The 239-nt window shown below is 70.7% G+C and carries 1 pseudogene; it reads right to left on the minus strand.

Features of this window, described 5'->3' with window-relative positions:
• Positions 1-239 (minus strand): annotated as a pseudogene (locus EJ903_RS27940) (IS5/IS1182 family transposase); the annotation flags it as partial.

A 239-nucleotide genomic window follows, 5' to 3' on the forward strand; every position in this document is an offset into this window, starting at 1 on the left:
GGCGACCGTAGCGGACATCCCGTTGCCAGCCAAGCCGACCACGCTCGGCAATCCTCTGGATGTGGCGGTCGCGTTGGCTGGGGGCGCTTTCGGCCGTGTCGCTCGGCACTGCGGTGGAGCGCGGCGGAATGATGACCTCCGCGCCCGGGCTGTGGGCGGCCACGGCCCGGTAGACCGGCTCGCCGTCATAGGCGCCGTCTGCCAGCACCGTGCTGATCGGGCACTTGATCTGGTCGAGC

Origin of the sequence: Azospirillum griseum (genome assembly GCF_003966125.1) — a bacterium.
Lineage (GTDB): Bacteria > Pseudomonadota > Alphaproteobacteria > Azospirillales > Azospirillaceae > Azospirillum > Azospirillum griseum.